The organism is Streptomyces sp. O3, assembly GCF_054788135.1.
This window is the reverse complement of sequence record NZ_JBTVYK010000051.1, coordinates 14,618-29,269: the sequence shown is the minus strand read 5'-3', so window position 1 is coordinate 29,269 and position 14,652 is coordinate 14,618. Positions and strand designations below refer to the sequence as shown.

11 protein-coding genes are annotated in these 14,652 nt (G+C 72.5%); 7 read left to right on the top strand and 4 right to left on the bottom strand.

Annotated elements, in window-relative coordinates:
• Positions 1-10: 10 nt before the first annotated feature.
• Positions 11-1,096, bottom strand: a complete 1,086-nt coding sequence (locus ACX6XY_RS23435) for an S-(hydroxymethyl)mycothiol dehydrogenase (protein WP_460334157.1) — start codon at positions 1,094-1,096, stop codon at positions 11-13.
• Between the two features lie 205 nt (positions 1,097-1,301).
• The gene (locus ACX6XY_RS23430) at positions 1,302-2,045 is read right to left on the bottom strand and encodes an IclR family transcriptional regulator (protein WP_460334196.1); all 744 of its coding nucleotides are present in this window, start codon (positions 2,043-2,045) and stop codon (positions 1,302-1,304) included.
• Between the two features lie 295 nt (positions 2,046-2,340).
• Between ACX6XY_RS23430 and ACX6XY_RS23425 the strand changes: the two genes are divergently transcribed.
• On the top strand, positions 2,341-2,664 hold the full coding sequence (locus ACX6XY_RS23425) for a bifunctional 3-phenylpropionate/cinnamic acid dioxygenase ferredoxin subunit (RefSeq protein WP_460334154.1): 324 nt from the start codon (positions 2,341-2,343) through the stop codon (positions 2,662-2,664).
• Positions 2,661-3,857, top strand: coding sequence for an NAD(P)/FAD-dependent oxidoreductase (locus tag ACX6XY_RS23420; protein ID WP_460334151.1), 1,197 nt, complete (start codon positions 2,661-2,663; stop codon positions 3,855-3,857). The genes ACX6XY_RS23425 and ACX6XY_RS23420 overlap by 4 nt, the downstream gene beginning before the upstream one ends.
• Positions 3,858-3,927: 70 nt before the next feature.
• Here the strand turns inward: ACX6XY_RS23420 and ACX6XY_RS23415 are convergent, their stop codons facing one another.
• Complete coding sequence (locus ACX6XY_RS23415; protein ID WP_460334148.1) at positions 3,928-4,371, bottom strand: hypothetical protein; 444 nt, start codon at positions 4,369-4,371, stop codon at positions 3,928-3,930.
• 451 nt (positions 4,372-4,822) lie between these two features.
• Between ACX6XY_RS23415 and ACX6XY_RS23410 the strand changes: the two genes are divergently transcribed.
• The 5 genes from ACX6XY_RS23410 (at position 4,823) to ACX6XY_RS23390 (ending at position 12,939) form a co-directional block, all read left to right on the top strand.
• Positions 4,823-7,642, top strand: coding sequence for a nitrate- and nitrite sensing domain-containing protein (locus tag ACX6XY_RS23410; RefSeq protein WP_460334145.1), 2,820 nt, complete (start codon positions 4,823-4,825; stop codon positions 7,640-7,642).
• On the top strand, positions 7,639-8,085 hold the full coding sequence (locus ACX6XY_RS23405) for a roadblock/LC7 domain-containing protein (protein WP_460334142.1): 447 nt from the start codon (positions 7,639-7,641) through the stop codon (positions 8,083-8,085). The genes ACX6XY_RS23410 and ACX6XY_RS23405 overlap by 4 nt, the downstream gene beginning before the upstream one ends.
• A 9-nt stretch (positions 8,086-8,094) precedes the next feature.
• Positions 8,095-8,490, top strand: coding sequence for a DUF742 domain-containing protein (locus ACX6XY_RS23400; protein ID WP_460334139.1), 396 nt, complete (start codon positions 8,095-8,097; stop codon positions 8,488-8,490).
• 68 nt (positions 8,491-8,558) lie between these two features.
• Complete coding sequence (locus tag ACX6XY_RS23395) at positions 8,559-12,206, top strand: hydantoinase B/oxoprolinase family protein (RefSeq protein WP_460334136.1); 3,648 nt, start codon at positions 8,559-8,561, stop codon at positions 12,204-12,206.
• A gap of 124 nt (positions 12,207-12,330) precedes the next feature.
• Entirely contained in the window at positions 12,331-12,939 is a 609-nt protein-coding gene (locus ACX6XY_RS23390; protein ID WP_460334133.1) for a GTP-binding protein, read from the top strand.
• Positions 12,940-13,077: 138 nt separating this feature from the next.
• Here ACX6XY_RS23390 and glpK read toward each other — a convergent pair whose 3' ends face one another.
• On the bottom strand, positions 13,078-14,589 hold the full coding sequence (glpK, locus tag ACX6XY_RS23385) for a glycerol kinase GlpK (protein WP_460334130.1): 1,512 nt from the start codon (positions 14,587-14,589) through the stop codon (positions 13,078-13,080).
• Positions 14,590-14,652 lie beyond the last annotated feature (63 nt).

Here is a 14,652-nt window from a genome sequence, read left to right as displayed (position 1 = left end):
CGGGCGGCGGCTAGAACACCACCACCGAGCGCAGCACCTCGCCGCGCTGCATCGCCGCGAACGCCTCCTCCACCCGCTCCAGGGGAATCGTTTCGCTGACGAAGCCGCCCAGGTCGAGACGGCCGCTGAGGTACTGGTCGATCAGCACCGGGAAGTCCCGGCTGGGCAGACAGTCGCCGTACCAGGACGACTTGAGCGCGCCGCCGCGCGAGAACAGGTCGATCAGCGGCAGCTCGATCGTCGCTTCCGGGTCCGGCACCCCCACCTGGACCAGCACGCCCGCGTGGTCGCGCATGGAGAAGGCCTGCCGGTAGGTCTCCGGGCGGCCCACCGCGTCGATCGCGACGTCGACCCCGAAGCCGCCGGTGAGCTCGCGCACCGCGGCGACCGGGTCCGTGCCACGGGAGTTGACGGTGTGCGTGGCCCCGAACCGCTCCGCGCCGTTCAGCTTGGCGTCGTCGATGTCCACGGCGATCACCCGGCGCGCCCCGGCCAGCGACGCCCCGGCGATCGCGGCGACGCCGACGCCGCCGCAGCCGATGACGGCGACGGTGTCACCGCGCTCGACGCCTCCGGTGTGCACCGCGGCCCCGTACCCGGCCATCACACCGCAGCCGATCAGACCGGCCGCCTCGGGGCGGGCCGCCGGGTCGACCTTCACGGCCTGCCCGGCGGCGACCAGGGTCTTCTCGGCGAAGGCGCCGATGCCCAGGGCGGGCGACAGCGGGGTGCCGTCCGTCAGCGTCATCGGCTGCGCGGCGTTCCGGGAGTCGAAGCAGTACCAGGGGCGGCCGCGGCGGCAGGAACGGCAGCCGCCGCAGGGGGCACGCCAGGCGATCACCACATAGTCGCCGGGCACGAGCTCGGTGACGTCCGGGCCGACCGCCTCCACGGTGCCGGCCGCCTCATGGCCGAGCAGGAACGGGAAGCCGTCGTCGATCGCGCCCTCCCGGTAGTGCAGATCGGTGTGGCAGACCCCGCAGGCCTGTACGGCGACGAGGACTTCCGACGGGCCCGGCCGAGGCACGACGATCGTCCGCACCTCGACGGGCGCACCCCTTTTCACGGCGACGGCAGCACGGACCTCGTACGACACGGTCCCCCACCCTTCTGATGTTGCGCACTGCACGCTGCGTTGCGCTATGAGAGACATAGTGGGAACGCCGGTATCGCGCCGTCAAGAGGGTGGCGGCAAGCCCGGAAAACCCCCTGGGCACAGCGGCGCGGGGCCGGATTCACCCGGCCCCGCGCCGCTGTCGCGCGCTGTGGTCGCGCCGTCCCGCCAAGAGGGGAAGGTCAGGTCAGAAGCCGTACCCCATCCGGCGGGAGAGGTCCCCCGCCACCACGACCGCGCGCTTGGCCAGCTCGTTCAGCCGGTCCTCGGTCAGCCGGTAGACGGGCCCGGAGACGCTGATCGCGCCGATCACCTTGCCGTCGTGCGCGCGCACCGGGGCCGCCACCGCGGTGAGCCCCACCTCCAGCTCCTCCATCGCCAGCGCGTACCCCTGCTGCGCCACGGCCTCCAGCTCCGTGCGCAGCGCGACGGCGCCGGTCAGCGTGTGGTCGGTGAACCGCGGCAGGGTACGGGCCAGCAGGCCCTCCCGCAGGGTCGGCGGCAGATGCGCGAGCAGCACCTTCCCGCTGGAAGTGGCGTGCAGCGGCGTCCGGCGGCCCAGCCAGTTCTGCGCGGTGACCGAGGCCGAGCCGCGGGCCTGCATGATGTTGACCGCCGCGTCGTCGTCGAGCACCGCGATGTTGACGGTCTCGCCCAGCTCGTCGGCGAGCTCGCGGCAGACCGGGGCGCCCTCCTGGGAGATGTCCAGGCGGACCGCGGCGGCCCCCGCCAGGCGCAGCACCCCGGCCCCCAGGTAGTACTTGCCGCGGTCCGGGGACTGGGTCACCAGACCCCGGTTCTCCAGCACCCCGAGCAGCCGGAACGCCGTGGACCGGTGGACGTCCAGCGCGTCCGCGATCTCCGGCGCGCCCGCCTCGCCCCGCTCGGCGAGGATCTCCAGGACGCTCACGGCGCGGTCCACGGACTGCACGGCGCTGACGCCGGCCTTGCCCGGCCGGTCGCGGGCCGCGGGCCGTTCCGCCCGTTCCTCCTGTCGCGGCCGCTCCTCCCGCCTTGGCTCACTCACGTCGTCCTCACTTCGCTCGCCGGTCATGGCTCCACTCTCGCCGCACTCTCGCGGCCCCTGACGCCCAGGTCAGGACCGCATGGTCGGGAAGCGCTTGACGCGGCTCGCTTCCCACCCGGATTCTGTTGCGTATAGCGCTCGAAGGCGCGCACTGCGCAACAACATGTTACCGAACAGTCGTGCATCAACAGGGGGTCCCGTGATACCCGTCTGCCGCCTTCAAGACCTCCCCGAGGGTGAGTCCGTCCGCATCGACACCACACCGCCGATCGCCGTGTTCCATGTCGACGGCGAGCTGTTCGCCGTCGATGACACCTGCACCCACCAAGACGCCTCGCTGTCCGAGGGCTGGCTGGAGGGCGCATCGGTCGAATGCCCGCTGCACGCCGCGTCATTCGACCTCCGCACCGGAATGCCGCTGTGCCTGCCCGCCCGCCGTGCGCTGCGCACCTACCAGGTGCTCGTCGTCGACGGCATGGTCCAGGTGCGGCAGCGGGCCGCCGACGAGGGCAGCGCCGCATGAGGACCGTCACCGTGGTCGGCGCCTCGCTCGCCGGGCTCTACGCGGTACGCGCGCTGCGCGCCCAGGGGTTCGACGGGCGGCTGGTGGTCGTCGGAGCCGAGCCCGACCGGCCCTACGACCGCCCGCCCCTGTCCAAGGAGTTCCTCACCGGCCCGGTGGACGACGGGCAACTCGCCCTCTGCGACGCCGAGGAGACCGCCGAGCTCGACGCCGAGTGGCTGCTCGGCGTGCCCGCCCGCGGACTCGACACCCGAGGGCGAACGGTGCTCCTCGCCGACGGCAGGACCGTCTCCACCGACGGTGTGGTGATCGCCACCGGAGCGCGTGCGCGCGCACTGCCAGGACCCGGATACGCCGGGGTGCACCTGCTGCGCACCCTCGCGGACGCCCGCGCCCTGCGCGCGGAACTGGCCGGGCCGCCACGGCGGATCGTGGTCGTCGGCGGCGGCTTCATCGGCGCCGAGACCGCGTCCTCCTGCGCCGCGCTCGGGCACCAGGTCACGGTCGTCGAGGCCGCCGAGCTGCCGCTGACGCCCCAACTCGGCCCGGACATGGCCGCGTTCTGCGCGGGCCTGCACGAACGCCGCGGCGTGCGGCTGATCTGCGGTACGGGCGTCGCGGCCCTGCGCGCCGGGCGGCCCGGCGGGGCCGCCCACGCCGAGACCGTCACCGGAGTCCGGCTCACCGACGGCCGCCTGCTCCCGGCCGACCTGGTGATCGTCGGCATCGGCGCCGTCCCGTGCACCGACTGGCTCTCCGGCTCGCCGCTCGCGGTCGACGCCGTCGACCGGGGGGTGCTCTGCGACGACGGCTGCGTCACCGCGCTGCCTCAGGTCGTCGCCGTCGGGGACGTGGCGAGGGTCGGCGGCGTCCGGGCCGAGCACTGGACCAGCGCCACCGAGCAGCCCGCCGTCGCCGTACACAACCTGCTGGCCGGACGGACCGCGCGGACGTGCCGGACGGTGCCGTACTTCTGGTCCGACCAGTACGGGGCCCGCATCCAGTTCGCGGGCGGACGCCGGGACGGCGACACCGTCCGCGTCGTCGAAGGCTCCCTGAGCGAAGGGAGCTTCCTCGCCCACTACGAACGCGCCGGGCGCACCACCGCGGTGCTCGGCGTCGACCGCCCCCGCCCCTTCCTGCGCGCCCGCCGGGCCCTGCGCGACGCCACCGGCATCCCGGCGCCCGCCTGACCCGGCTCTGGGCTCCGGCCGGGGCTCTGGGCTCCGGCCGGAGCTGGAACCGTACCCGCCAGGGCAGACCTCACGCGGCCTGGGACAGCCGCACCTCAGGCTCCGGCAGCGGACCGTTCCCCACTGGCCGGGCCCGCGCCGCCGCCCGCGCCGCCCGGCGCGCCCGACGCCGCTCCTTGCGCAGCCGTCGCGCCGAGCTGCTCGGCGTCGACACCACGCCGTTCCGCTGGTTCCAGACCTGCCGGGTGATCCACACGTCGAGCACCCCCCAGGTGGCCACCACGGTGGCCACCACCGTCCCGAGCACCATCGGGAACGCCAGCCAGGACCCGGTCAGGGTGCACAGGAACGCCACCATCGCCTGTATCAGCGTCACCGCGACGAAGAGCACCGCCCGCACGGCCGCGTCCCGTACCGGATCGGGCAGCCGGTACCGCCGCGCCGGTTCCTCCACCCACAGCTGCCCACCGGACCCCCGCCGTTGCGCCGTCCCCACGACCACGTCACTCCCCACTGCCTTGCAGCCGGCCGCCCTCTTGCTGATGGGCCCGACCCCTCACTGACTGCCCGGCTTGCGGCATTTTACGCCACCTCGCGTGCGACTCTCACCCTCATGCGCGACGGCACGCGGCTCATGCGACGCATCACGCGACCCCTGTGGCGCGTTCCGCCCCAACTCCCGTACGGCAGGACGCACACCAGGCCTCGAAGATTCCCGTCGGGGAGGATTTCCGGCCATCCGATGGGGGGAAACGGCTCGATGGGGCCGCGCCGCAGGGTCCGGATCCTGGCCAGTCATCTCCTGGTAAGGCGGGACAACTCCGGACGGCCCACGGCCCGTTCGGCCGGACAGCGGCCGGACAACGACCGGACGCACCTTCGAGTTACCCCCGACGCAGTAGTAGGCTCGCGTCCGTTTGCTGACGCACGTACCCTGGGTCACGGGGTCTGAGCTGGGGGAGGCCATGCGCTTTCGCGGGAAGTCCATCCGCCGGAAGATCGTGGCGTTGCTGCTGGTGCCGCTGGTTTCACTGACCGCCATCTCGGCCGTGGCCACCGTGATCACCTGGCGGGAAGCCGACCAACTGCGCGATGTCGCCTACGTCATCGACAAGGTCGGCTACCCCATCGAGGACGTGGCGCGGGTCATCCAGGAGGAACGCCGCCAGGCCCTGGTCTATCTGGCCGACCCGCGTGCGTCGGACGCGCTGACCACCCTGCGCCAACGGCACGACGCGACCGACGACATGGTGGACACCATCCGCTCGAACGCGCGCGACGCGGACGTCAGGGACGAGTTGACCAAGTCGTCCAGGGACCGGCTCGACTCGATGGTGGAGGCCTTCGAGGGGATCGAGTCGCTGCGCCGCTCCGTCGAGGAGGGCCCGCTCACCCGGCGCCAGGCCCTGGACCTCTACAGCAAACTGATCACCCCCTGCTACGACTTCCTGAGCACCCTGCACGGGCTGGACGACGTCGAGATGGACAAGCAGGGCCGCGCGCTCGTCGGCGTCGCCCGCGCGCGCGAACTCCTGTCCCGCGAGGACGCGCTGCTCGGCTCCGCGCTGGTCGCCCAGCGGCTCGAAGCGCGCGAACTGCGACAGGTCTCCGACCTGGTGGCGCAGCGCGAGCTGCTGTACACGCTCAACCTCCAACTGCTGCCGGACGACGAGCGCGCCACGTTCGAGCGCTTCTGGAAGAGCCCGGCCACCGCGCCCCTGCGGCAGGCGGAGCAGACCGCCGTCGCCGCCAGCCCCGGCGCCCCGCGGGGTCTCACGTCCGCCCGCTGGGACGCGGCGGCCGGTCCCGTGCTCGAAGAACTGGCGAAGCGCAACACCGCCGCGGGCGACCGCTATCAGGACCGGGTCGAGCCGGTCGCCGTCGGGGCGCTGGCCAAGGCGGGGGTCGCGGGCGTGCTCGGACTGCTGGCGCTGACCGTCTCGCTGTTCTTGTCCGTACGGATCGGCCGTGGTCTGGTCCGCGACCTGTCGCAGCTCCGCAAGGAGGCCCACGAGGCCTCCGGGGTACGGCTGCCCAGCGTGATGCGCAGGCTCGCCGCGGGCGAACAGGTCGACATCGGCACCGAGGCGCCCCGACTGGAGTACGCCAAGGACGAGCTGGGCCAGGTCGGCCAGGCCCTGAACACGCTGCAACGAGCCGCCGTCGAAGCCGCCGTCAAACAGGCCGACATGCGCCGCGGCGTCTCCGAGGTGTTCGTCAACCTCGCCCGCCGCAGCCAGGTCCTGCTGCACAAGCAGCTCACACTGCTCGACACCATGGAGCGCAGAACCGAGGACGCCGAGGAACTCGCCGACCTCTTCCGCCTCGACCACCTCACCACCCGGATGCGGCGGCACGCCGAGGGCCTGGTGATCCTCTCCGGCGCGGCCCCCTCCCGCCAGTGGCGCAAACCCGTCCAGCTGATGGACGTCGTACGGGCCGCGGTGGCCGAGGTCGAGGACTACGAGCGCATCGAGGTACGCCGACTGCCGCGGATCGCCGTGACCGGCCCCGCCGTCGCCGACCTCACCCATCTCACCGCGGAACTCCTGGAGAACGCCACCGTGTTCTCGCCCCCGCACACCGCCGTGCAGGTGCACGGCGAGCGGGTCGCCAACGGCTTCACGCTGGAGATCCACGACCGCGGCCTCGGGATGGCCAAGGAAGCGCTCTTGGACGCCAATCTGCGACTCGCCGAGACCCCCGAGTTCGAGCTCTCCGACACCGACCGGCTCGGCCTCTTCGTGGTCAGCCGGCTCGCCCAGCGCCAGCGCATCCGCGTCTCCCTGCAGCCCTCGCCGTACGGCGGTACCACCGCGGTGGTCTTCCTCCCCGACGCCCTGCTCACCGAGGCACAGGACACCGACGGCGTCGGGTTCCGCCTGGACCGCGCGCGCCCCGGCCAGCTCCGCCACGCGGCGGACGACCGTACGGCCAAGCTCTCCAAGGTGCCCGCGAGCACCCCCGGACTGCCTCACTCGGTGGTGGACGGGCCGGTGGAACTCGAAGCCCCCGTCGGCCCGAGGGGACTGGGCGTCGACGTCCTGGACGGCGTCGGCGATCTGGACGGCGTCAGTGACCTGGGCGGCGTCAGTGACCTGGGCGGCCTCGCCGACCTCGGGGACATCGGCGACGAGGACAGCGAGCGCGGCGGCCTGTTCCGGCCCCGCCGCCCAGCACCCGCGAGCCAGTCCAAGCGGCACCACCGGCCACGGGACGAGGACGGCGCCGACGGCGACGAGACCATCCGCCAGGGCGAGCCCCCGCACCCGGCCGACGGCACGATCCCGCTGCCGCGCCGCAGGACCCCCAAGCTGGTGAGCTCACACGGCCGCCCGGTCACCGAGCCCAGGGAACGCACGCCCGACCGCCCAGCCCGCCCGACGCCACCGCGCCGCACGCCGGACGCCCCGCGGGAGGAGGCCGCCCAGCCCGCCGCGGACTCCGCGGGGACCCCGCCGCCCGCAGCCCTGCCCCGGCGGGTGCGGCAGGCCAGCATCGCGCCCCAGCTCAAGGAGAGCCAGCCGCGCGAACCCGTTCCCGACCCCGCCCCGGACGACCGCGATCCCGATGAGGTGCGCAGCAGAATGGCCTCGCTACAGCGCGGTTGGCAGCGCGGCCGCAGGGACAACGCCGCGCCGCCGGAGCCACCATCCGCAGCCCCAGAAGTCCCGCAGGCATCAGAAGCCCCACAGGCGTCAGAAGCACCGCAAGAACCAGAAACACCGGCAACATCACCGACCACAGCACCAGACCGCACCACACCGGAGGGGGACGGTCGATGACCACCAACACATCGAATACCGCCGCAGACAGCACCGAACGCCGGGGCTCAGGCGAGCTGAACTGGCTGCTCGACGACCTCGTCGCACGCGTCGCGAGCATCCGCAAGGCACTGGTGCTGTCCGGCGACGGCCTGCCCACCGGCGTCTCCAAGGACCTGACCCGCGAGGACAGCGAGCACCTGGCCGCCGTGGCCTCCGGCTTCCACAGCCTGGCCAAGGGCGTCGGGCGCCACTTCGAGGCGGGCCGGGTCCGGCAGACCGTGGTCGAGCTCGACGAGGCGTTCCTGTTCGTCACGGCCGCGGGCGACGGCAGCTGCCTCGCCGTCCTGTCGGACGCGGACTCCGACGTCGGCCAGGTCGCCTACGAGATGACCCTCCTCGTCAAGCGGGTGGGCGCGCATCTGGCCTCCGCGCCACGCACCGATCTGCCCGCGGGTGGGTAGTGAGATGGTATGAGCGATGACGGTCACGGGGCGCCCCACTGGTTCGACGACGACGCGGGACCAGTGGTGCGCCCGTACGCCATGACACGCGGCCGCACCACCAGCGCCGCCCAGCACCGCCTCGACCTGATCGCGGTGGTCGTCACGGAGCCGCACGCGGACGACCCCGGAGCGGACCAGACCCTGGCCCCCGAGCACATGGACATCGTCGAACTCTGCCGCACGGCCCCCCAGTCCGTCGCCGAGCTCGCCTCGGAGCTGGATCTGCCCATCGGCGTCGTCCGGGTCCTGGTGGGCGACCTCGTGGCCGACGGGCTCGTCCACGTGACCCGTCCCGTTCCCCCCGCCCAACTGCCCGACGAGAGTATTCTGCGCGAAGTGATCGACGGTCTGCGTGCGCTCTGACAGACGGTCCGCGTACGCCTGACACGCGTGCGCTCTGACACGCGTGCGCCCGAGCAGGGGGGAGCTCCGTGACTGGCTGGCAGTTCTGGATCGACCGTGGCGGAACCTTCACCGATGTCGTCGCGCGCCGCCCCGACGGGAGCGTCGTCACCCGCAAACTCCTCTCCGAGAACCCCGCCCGCTACCGCGACTCGGCGGTCGCCGGAATCCGCGCCCTGCTCGACGTCCCGCTGGACGAGGCCCGGATCGACTCCGTCCGGATGGGCACCACCGTCGCCACCAACGCCCTGCTGGAGCGCGCGGGCGAGCGCACCGCCCTGGTCATCACCCGCGGCTTCCGCGACGCCCTGCGCATCGCCTACCAGAACCGGCCACAGATCTTCGCCCGCGAGATCGTGCTGCCCGAACTCCTCTACGAACGCGTCATCGAGGTCGACGAGCGGGTCGCCGCGGACGGCACGGTCCTCACCCCACCCGACCTCGACACCCTCGCCGGGCCGCTCAGGCAAGCGTACGACGACGGGATCCACGCCCTCGCGGTGGTCTGCATGCACAGCAGCCTGTACCCGCGACACGAACAGGCCATCGGCGCGCTCGCGGCCCGTACCGGCTTCCCGCAGATCTCCCTCTCCAGCGAGGTCAGCCCCCTGATGAAGCTGGTGCCACGCGGGGACACGGCGGTCGTCGACGCCTACCTCTCGCCGGTGCTGCGCCGCTACGTCCAGCAGGTCGCCGACCAGCTCCAGGGCGTACGGCTGATGTTCATGCAGTCCAACGGCGGCCTGACCGAAGCCGGACAGTTCCGCGGCAAGGACGCGATCCTGTCCGGATCCGCGGGCGGCATCGTCGGCATGGCCCGGATGTCCCAGCGCGCCGGGTTCGACCAGGTCATCGGCTTCGACATGGGCGGCACCTCCACCGACGTCTCGCACTTCGCCGGGGCGTACGAACGGGTCTTCACCACCCAGATCGCCGGAGTCCGGCTGCGCGCCCCGATGCTGGACATCCACACGGTCGCGGCGGGCGGCGGCTCGGTCCTGCACTTCGACGGCAGCCGGTACCGCGTGGGCCCGGACTCGGCCGGAGCCTCGCCGGGCCCCGCCTGCTACCGCGGCGGCGGCCCGCTGACCGTCACCGACGCCAACGTGATGCTCGGCCGAGTCCAAGCGGCCCACTTTCCCCGCGTCTTCGGCCCCGGCGGCGACCAGCCGCTCGACGAGGCCCTGGTACGCGAACGGTTCACGGCCCTGGCCGCCGACATCAAGGCGCACACCGGCGACGACCGCACCCCCGAGCAGGTCGCCGAGGGCTATCTGCGCATCGCCGTGGCCAACATCGCGGGCGCGATCAAACGCATCTCGGTCCAGAAGGGCCACGACGTCACCCGGTACGCGCTCACCACCTTCGGCGGCGCGGGCGGCCAGCACGCCTGCGCGGTGGCCGACTCGCTCGGCATCCGCACCGTCCTGGTGCCCCCCATGGCCGGGGTGCTCTCCGCGCTCGGCATCGGCCTCGCCGACACCACCGCCATGCGCGAACAGTCCGTCGAGGCGCCCCTGGAGCCCGCCTCGATGCCGCGGGTACGGCGCACGGCCGACGACCTGGAGGCCGCGGCCCGCGCCGAACTCCTCGCCGAGGACGTCCCCGCCGACCGCGTCCGGATCGCCCGCCGCGCCCAGCTCCGCTACGACGGCACCGACACGACTCTTACCGTGGACCTGGCCGAACCGGCGGACATGGCCGAGGCCTTCGAGCGGCGGCACCGCGCCGCCTACTCCTTCACACTCGACCGCCCGATCGTCGTCGAGGCCCTCTCCGTGGAGGCCACCGGGCTCACCGACCCGCCTGACCTCTCGGGCCTGTCCCCGGCACGCGCGCGTGGCGGCGAACCCGCACCCCGCGCGCGTGCCGGCGAACCCGCCGCGGGGCCCGACACCGTCAGCCTGCACACCGGCGGCGCCCGCCGCGACGTACCGCTGCACCACCGCGAGCGACTCGCCCCCGGCGAACGCGTGGCCGGACCCGCGATCATCGCCGAGGCCAACTCCACCACAGTGGTGGACGACGGCTGGCAGGCGGCCGTGAACGACGACGGCCACCTGGTGATGGAACGGCTGACCCCGCCCGAAGGACCGGCGGCGGACACCGCGGCGGACCCGGTGCTCCTGGAGGTCTTCAACAACCTCTTCATGTCCATCGCCGAACAGATGGGCGCCCGCCTGGAGTCCACCGCCCAGTCCGTGAACATCAAGGAGCGCCTCGACTTCTCCTGCGCGCTCTTCGACCCGCACGGCAACCTCGTCGCCAACGCCCCGCACATCCCCGTGCACCTGGGCTCGATGGGCACCGCGGTCAAAGAGGTCATCCGGCGCCGCCGCGACGCCATGCGCCCAGGCGACGCGTACGCCGTCAACGACCCGTACCACGGCGGCACCCACCTGCCCGACATCACCGTGATCACACCGGTCTTCGACAGCGCGGGCCAGAGCATCCTGTTCTACGTCGCCTCGCGCGGCCACCACGCGGAGATCGGCGGCATCGCGCCCGGCTCCATGCCCGCCGACAGCCGCCGGATCGAGGAGGAGGGCATCCTCTTCGACAACTGGCTCCTCGCCGAGAACGGCCGCTTCCGCGAGGCCGAGACCCACCGGCTGCTCACCGAGTCGCCCTACCCCTCCCGCAACCCCGCCACCAATCTCGCCGACTTCCGCGCCCAGATCGCCGCCAACGCCAAGGGCGTTGACGAAGTCGGCAAGATGATCGACGACTTCGGCCTGGACGTCGTACAGGCCTATATGCGACACGTCCAGGACAACGCGGAAGACGCGGTCCGCCGCGTCATCGACCGCCTGGACGACGGCGGTTACGCCTACGAGACGGACTCCGGCGCCGTCATCCGGGTCACCGTCACGGTGGACCGCGCCAGCCGCTCCGCGACCGTCGACTTCACCGGCACGTCCGACCAGCTCCCCGGCAACTTCAACGCCCCGTACGCCGTGGTCAACGCCGCCGTCCTGTACGTCTTCCGCACCCTCGTCGCCGACGACATCCCGCTCAACGACGGCTGTCTGCGCCCTCTGAAGATCGTGGTGCCCCGCGGGTCGATGCTGTCCCCCGAGCCCCCGGCCGCCGTGGTGGCGGGCAACGTGGAGACCTCCCAGGCCATCACCGGCGCCCTCTACGCGGCGCTCGGCGTGCAGGCCGAGGGCTCCGGGACCATGAACAACGTCACCTTCGGCAACGAACGCTTCCAGTACTACGAGACGGTCGGCTCAGGCTCGGGGGCGGGCGACGGCTTCGCCGGAGCGCCCGTCGTCCAGACCCATATGACCAACTCCCGGCTCACCGACCCGGAGATCCTGGAATGGCGCCTTCCGGTGCTGCTCGAGGAGTTCGCCGTACGCGAGGGCAGCGGGGGAGCGGGCCGGTGGCGCGGCGGCGACGGGGCCGTACGCCGCCTGCGGTTCCGCGAGGCCATGACGGTGTCCACGCTGTCCGGACACCGCAGGGTCCCGCCGTACGGCATGGCCGGCGGAGCACCGGGCGCACTCGGCGCGAACCGCGTGGAGCGCGCGGACGGCGCCGTACGGGAACTGGCGGGCAGCGACTCGGCGCGGCTGGCGCCCGGCGACGTCCTGGTGGTGCGGACACCGGGCGGCGGCGGATACGGCCGCGCACCGGACGGCGATCCGGCCGCGACCGCCGACCCCGAGTGAGCCGCGTCGCCCGCGCCGCTAGAGTCTGCGGGGGAACTGCCCTATGTCACCGGGCAGTTCCGGACCGTCGGTGCAGTGGTCGCGCGGGGCAGGATCCCGTGGACCCCGGTAGGAGTGGAAGTCAATGATCCTCGGGCGCTCTGGACGCCGTAAGCCCCCCGTCGAGCCGGTCACGCTCAAGATCCTGGTGGCGGGCGGCTTCGGGGTCGGCAAGACCACCCTGGTCGGCGCGGTCAGCGAGATCAAACCGCTGCGTACCGAGGAGCGGCTGACCGAGGCGGGCCGCCCGGTCGACGACACCCGCGGTGTCGAGGCCAAGAACACCACCACGGTCGCCATGGACTTCGGGCGCATCACCCTCCGCGAGGACCTGGTGCTCTATCTCTTCGGCACACCGGGGCAGGACCGCTTCTGGTTCCTGTGGGACGAGCTCGCCCAGGGCGCGCTCGGCGCGGTGGTGCTCGCCGACACCCGGCGCCTGGAGGACTGCTTCGCCGCCGTCGACTACTTTGAACGGCGCGGCATCCCCTTCACGGTCGGCGTGAACTGCTTCGACGGCGCCGCACAGTACCCGGTGGACACCGTGCGCCAAGCGCTCGACCTCGACGACGAGGTGCCCGTGGTGCTGTGCGACGCACGCGAGCGCGAGTCGGCCAAGGAGGTCCTCATCACCGTGGTGGAACACGCCATGACCCGCGCCGCCCGGTCCCGCCAGCCCGCGCCGACCGCCTGACAGCGGGACCCCGAGGACCCGCGGGACCGCAGGGCCCGGACGCACGGCCCGTACCCCCGCCGACCGGGGTACGGGCCGCAGCCGCGAGGCTGGTGGGGCTCAGGCCCTGGGCGTCAGCCGGCCCTCGCCGCCAGGAGGTCAGCCCTCGCCGTCCTCGTGCCAGCCGAAGCTCCGCTCGACCGCCTTGCGCCAGTTGTGGTACTCGCGCTCCCGGACCTCGTCCGCCATCCGCGGCGACCACTCGGCGTCCCGCTGCCAGTGGGCCTTGAGCTCGTCGAGGTCGTGCCACACACCGGTCGCGAGGCCCGCCGCGTACGCCGCGCCCAGACAGGTCGTCTCGGACACCTTCGGCCGCACCACCGGTACGCCCAGCACATCCGCCTGATGCTGCATCAGCAGATTGTTCTTGGTCATGCCGCCGTCGACCTTGAGCGTGGTGATCTCCACGCCCGAGTCCTGGTACATGGCGTCCACGACCTCACGCGTCTGCCAGCTGGTCGCCTCCAGCACGGCGCGCGCGAGATGCGCCTTGGTCACGAAGCCGGTCAGGCCGGTGATCACCCCGCGCGCGTCGGAGCGCCAGTACGGCGCGAACAGGCCCGAGAACGCGGGCACGATATACGCCCCGCCGTTGTCCTCGACGCTCGCCGCGAGCGGCTCGATCTCATCCGCGCCGCGGATGATGCCCAGCTGGTCGCGGAACCACTGCACCAGCGCCCCGGTGATCGCGATGGACCCCTCCAGGCAGTACACCGGCGCCTCGCCGCCGATCTGGTAGCCCATCGTGGTGAGCAGCCCGCTCTTCGACGCCACCGGTCGGCCGCCGGTGTTGAGCAGCAGGAAGCTGCCGGTGCCGTACGTGTTCTTCGCCGTACCGGTGTCGTAGCAGGCCTGCCCGAACACCGCGGCCTGCTGGTCCCCGAGCGCCGAGGCCACCGGCACGCCCTGGAGCTGGCCGACGGCCGTGCCGTACACCTCGGCCGACGACCGGATCTCCGGCAGCACCGCCTCGGGGATGTTCATCGCCGACAGGATCGAGGAGTCCCACTGGAGGGTCTGGAGGTTCATCAGCATGGTGCGCCCGGCGTTGGTCACATCGGTGACGTGCACACCGCCCTGGGTGCCGCCGGTGAGGTTCCAGATCAGCCAGGAGTCGATGGTGCCGAAGGCTATCTCGCCGCGCTCCGCACGGGCCCTGAGGCCCGGCACGTCGTCCAGCAGCCAGGCCGCCTTGGGGCCGGAGAAGTAACTGGCGAGCGGCAGTCCGGTCTGCTCGCGGAAGCGGTCCTGGCCGTCCGTGCCGCCGAGTTCGTTGCAGAGCGCCGAGGTGCGGGTGTCCTGCCACACGATCGCGTTGTGCACGGGCTTGCCGGTGGCGCGGTCCCACAGCACGGTGGTCTCGCGCTGGTTGGTGATGCCCAGCGCGCTGAGCTGATCGGGGCGCAGCCCCGCCTTGGCGAGCGCGCCGGCCACGACCGCCTGCACCTTGGACCAGATCTCGGTGGCGTCGTGCTCCACCCAGCCCGGCTTCGGGAAGATCTGGCGGTGCTCACGCTGGTCGACGGCGACGATGCCGCCGTCCTGGTTGAAGATGATGCAGCGGCTTGACGTGGTGCCTTGGTCGATTGCGGCGACGAACTTGTCTGTCATGCCGTACCCCCTCCGTCGGAAGGCTGCGAGCCGTCAGGAAGCTGCGGGTCAGAGAGCTGCGGG

Coding starts and splice junctions, on each gene's coding strand:
- glpK (WP_460334130.1), bottom strand. CDS start 14,589: ATGACAGACAAGTTCGTCGCCGCAATCGACCAAGGCACCACGTCAAGC.
- ACX6XY_RS23400 (WP_460334139.1), top strand. CDS start 8,095: ATGAGCGATGACGGTCACGGGGCGCCCCACTGGTTCGACGACGACGCG.
- ACX6XY_RS23420 (WP_460334151.1), top strand. CDS start 2,661: ATGAGGACCGTCACCGTGGTCGGCGCCTCGCTCGCCGGGCTCTACGCG.
- ACX6XY_RS23390 (WP_460334133.1), top strand. CDS start 12,331: ATGATCCTCGGGCGCTCTGGACGCCGTAAGCCCCCCGTCGAGCCGGTC.
- ACX6XY_RS23410 (WP_460334145.1), top strand. CDS start 4,823: ATGCGCTTTCGCGGGAAGTCCATCCGCCGGAAGATCGTGGCGTTGCTG.
- ACX6XY_RS23405 (WP_460334142.1), top strand. CDS start 7,639: ATGACCACCAACACATCGAATACCGCCGCAGACAGCACCGAACGCCGG.